This window comes from Pseudomonas sp. Xaverov 259 (assembly GCF_019352915.1).
Taxonomy (GTDB): Bacteria; Pseudomonadota; Gammaproteobacteria; order Pseudomonadales; family Pseudomonadaceae; genus Aquipseudomonas.
Window position 1 is genome coordinate 22,061 of record NZ_JAAAFV010000043.1, and the last position, 4,001, is coordinate 26,061.

Consider the following 4,001-nt stretch of genomic DNA (forward strand, 5'->3'; position numbering starts at 1 on the left):
GCCTGCTCGCCACAGAGGCATGTGGCAGCTTTAGAAATTTGGGTAGATACCTATGCTCATCGCAGGCAAGCCAGCTTCCACATTTTGATCTGTGAATACATTCCAAATGTGGGAGCTGGCTTGCCTGCGATGAGGCCCTGACAGGCGACGCCGTTACTGCACGCGTGCCTCGCCGCTTCCCTCTACGACCCGATCAACCAGCAACTGCACACCCTCCACCATCCGACAAATCCCCAGCACCACGCTGCGCTGCGGACCCTCAACTTCAAAAGCCAGGTTCGCCGCGATGGCAGTGATGGATTCCAGATCCTGAGAGGCATTGACCAGCAGGGTTTCGGTGTCGAGGTCGGGGCGGAGGGTGAAGAGCAGGTTTGAGTCGGAAGGTGGGTTTGGACTGTCTTTGATCATGAGGTAACTCCTGGAGAATTAAGGGCTACCCCAAATCTTTCTCACGGACTGTGGGTGGCAGCTGTACGCGGAGTGAGAAAACCAAGTCTCCAGGAACTCGGCCACGCCGAAGCATGCCCGCGCACAGCCGCCATTACAGCGAGCAAAAAAAGCGTCTGCACTGTATATGGTGAGCGCGTTCGCGCCAATGGAGTTGTTCGGATTTCTCACGTCCGGTCGCTGAGTTGGCAGCGACCGGTGAAGACTAGTCAGCGCAGTTCCGAGCAGCAACCCTAAACACTTGTAGGAGATTTCCCGGATGCCGATCGTTCCCACGCTCTGCGTGGGAATGCCGCTCTGGACGCTCTGCGTCCGCCCTTAAAGTCGTGACGCAGAGCGTCACCGGCTGCATGCCCACGCGGAGCGTGGGAACGATCTACAGGGGAGTTTCAGGCACCGGGTTGCCAGCCGCCGCCGAGCGCCGTGACTAACCCTACACTCGCCTGCAATTGCCGCGTTTGCACGGCCTGCAAGGTCCGCTGCGCCTGCAACGCTGCCGTTTGCGCGGTGACCACATCCAGATAGCTCACGGCCCCGGCTTGATAGCTGTTCATCGCCAACGACTGCGTATGTTCTGCCGCGTCCGCTGCCGCTTGCTCATCCTGGGCCTCTTGCTGCAAGTCGCGCAGTTGCGCCAGGTTATCTTCCACCTCACGCACCGCTTTCAGCACATGGCTACGGTACTGGGCCGACGCTTCTTCAAACTCGGCCTTGGCCTGACGCTCATTGGCGCTCAGCCGCCCACCATCAAAGATCGGCAGATTCACCAACGGCCCCAGCGCCCAGTAGCGGTTGCCGGCAGACAGCAGGTTGCCAACCCCTTGCGTCTGCCCGCCGATCAACCCGGTCAGACTGAAATCCGGGTACCACGCCGCCTTGGCTACGCCAATATTCGCATTGGCCGCAAACACCCGCCGTTCCGCCGCCGCAATGTCCGGGCGACGTTGCAGCAGGTGGCTCGGCAGTTGTGATGGGATGCCCGGCAAGGCAATCAACTGCTGGCTCGGCGGCAACGTGAAGTTGCTCGCCGCCACACCCACCAACTCACCAATGGCGTGCTCAGTGAGGTTGCGTTGCCCGCGTACTTCATCCAGCTGAGCCTTGGCTTCGGCCAACTGGTTTTGCGCTCGGGTGAGGTCCAGCTCCGAAGCAATCTGGCCTTCGTATCGGCTGCGGGTGAGTTGCAGCGCCTGGCTGAAATCATCCAGCGAGCTATTGAGGATCCGGCTCTGCGCATCCAGCCCGTTGATCTGTACATACAGGGTCGCCAGCTGATGCTGCAGGCTCAGGCGCGCCACCGCCAGGTCATCCCCGGAGGCTTGCGCCTGGGCGTCACCCGCTGCGACCTGGTTGCGGATCTTGCCCCACAGGTCGAGGTCGTAGCTCAGGGAAAACGCCGCTGTATTGCTGTTGTACACCGACGGCTGCGTATCGCCGCGCAGTGGCCGCGCATCCGATTGCCGCTGGCGCAATGGCTGCGCGCTGGCGGTGATTTGCGGGAACAGCCCGGCATGCAATTGGCTGGCATAGGCCTGGGACGCATCAAAGTGCGCCAGCGCCGCCGCCAGGTCCGGGTTGGCCTTGAGCAGTTGCTGTTGCAGGTCATTAAGGTGCGGGTCGTTGTAGAGCTTCCACCATGCGGGTGCCAGTTGGTCGGACGGTTGCGCGCTGTGCCATGGGCCATCGCTGGTCTGTTCGCGGTAGCCGGCCGGCAGGTCAACCGAGGGCACCTTGTAGGTGGGCGCCATCGAGCAACCTTGCAGGGCCAGCAGCACCAGCGCCGCGAGAGGGTTAAACCTTATGCGCATGCGCACCTCCGGCTTGGGCAAGCTCTACCGGGTCGCCTTCGCGCAGGGCGTCGGGCGGGTTGTCGACCACGCGGTCGGCGGGTTTGAGGCCTTGGTCGATCACCAGGCGCTCGCCCAGGTCCAGGCCGATGTGGATGTCTTGCAGGTGCACATGGTTCCGCGCGTCCAGCACCGCCACTTGGGTGCCTTGGGCGCGGAAGATCAAGGCGCTGGCCGGGATGCTCACGCCGTGGGTGTCGGCCGGGATGGGCAGCGTGGCTTCGGCGTAGTCACCGGGCAGCAGTTCGCCGTTGGGGTTGTCGGCGACGAATTGCGCAAGTAGGGTGCCGGAACGGCGGTCGATGGCGGTGGAGTCGCCGATCAGGCGCGCCTTGAAGTGTTCGCCAGGGTGCTCGGGTACGGTCAGCTCGGCCTCAAGCCCTGGGTGGATCACCGACGCGTAGTTCTGCGGCACTGGCACATACAGGCGCAACTGGTGGGTGTCGGCGATGTTGAACAGTTCCGGGTCGCTGTCGGTATCGGCCTTGATCAATTGGCCGATATCGGTATTGCGCGCGGTGATGGTGCCGGCGAACGGCGCGCGGATGGTCTTGTAGCTTTCCAGCGCCGACAGCCGCGCATAGTCGGCGGCTGCCGCCTCGGCGTTGGCTTTGGCCGCAGCGGCGTTGGAGGTTTTTTCATCCGCCTCCTGACGCGACACCGAGTGGCTGGCGAGCAGGTTCTGCCAGCGTGTGGCGGTGGTTGCGGCCAGGCGCGCATTGGCCTGTTCCTGGAGCAGACGGGCGTGGGTTTGCGCCAGTTGCTGATCGAGGTCGGGGCTGTCGATTTCGGCGAGGATTTGCCCGGCTTTCACCTGGCTGCCGATATCGACTTTCCAGTCCTTCAAGTAGCCGCTCACCCGCGCATGAATCGGCGCCTTGCTCCAGGCGTCGAGGTGCGCGGGCAGGCGCAGGGTATCGCCGGCCGCGTTGAGCTTGGGCTGGAACACCATCACCTGGGGGATGGCGGCGGTTTCGGTCCAGGCGGTAACCGCTTCTTCGTGGGTGGTGCGGGCGTGCAGGCCGTTAGCGACCAACAGGGCGGCCAAGGTGAGGCCGCCGACACCCATGAGCATCAGACGCTTGCGCGAGGGTTTGTGATCAGACGACATGTGGGGTTTCTCCAGCAGCAGCGCGAGTAGGGTGACGACCGTGGACCAGGCTGAAGACCACGGGTACAAACAACAAAGTGGCGATGGTGGCGAAGATCAAGCCACCGATCACGGCGCGGCCGAGCGGGGCGTTCTGCTCCTCGGAAATCGCCAGCGGCAACATACCGATGATCATCGCCAGGGCGGTCATGCACACTGGGCGGAAACGCGTGTAACCGGCTTCCATGGCGGCCTTTAGCGCGTCGCCATGTTCGGCCAGGCGTTCACGGCAGAAGCTCACCACCAGGATCGAGTTGGCGGTGGCCACGCCCATACAGAGGATGGCGCCGGTGAGTGCCGGCACCGACAGCGAGGTGCCGCTGAGGAACAGCATCCACACAATCCCCGCCAACGCCGCCGGCAGCGCGGTGATGATCACAAACGGGTCAGCCCACGACTGGAAGTTGACCACGATCAGCAGGTAGATCAGCACCACGGCGCCGAGCAAGCCGAAGCTCAAACCGCTGAACGCTTCATGCAGCGCGTCGATCTGCCCGTGCAGGCTGATCACCGCGCCTTTGGGGCGCATGGAGGCGGTGTCATCCAGCACTTTTTGC

Annotated in this window: 4 protein-coding genes; all 4 read right to left on the reverse strand. The window is 63.2% G+C overall.

Features of this window, described 5'->3' with window-relative positions; genetic code table 11:
• Positions 1 to 153: 153 nt before the first annotated feature.
• Positions 154 to 408, reverse strand: coding sequence for a DUF6124 family protein (locus K0H48_RS20645; protein ID WP_219268942.1), 255 nt, complete (start codon positions 406 to 408; stop codon positions 154 to 156).
• Between the two features lie 428 nt (positions 409 to 836).
• Positions 837 to 2,255, reverse strand: a complete 1,419-nt coding sequence (locus tag K0H48_RS20650) for an efflux transporter outer membrane subunit (protein ID WP_219268943.1) — start codon at positions 2,253 to 2,255, stop codon at positions 837 to 839.
• Entirely contained in the window at positions 2,239 to 3,405 is a 1,167-nt protein-coding gene (locus tag K0H48_RS20655) for an efflux RND transporter periplasmic adaptor subunit (RefSeq protein WP_219268944.1), read from the reverse strand. Before K0H48_RS20655 ends, K0H48_RS20650 begins: the two co-directional genes overlap by 17 nt.
• The coding region (locus K0H48_RS20660) for an efflux RND transporter permease subunit (protein ID WP_219268945.1) at positions 3,395 to 4,001 on the reverse strand (607 nt) is incomplete at its 5' end. The genes K0H48_RS20655 and K0H48_RS20660, both read right to left, overlap by 11 nt.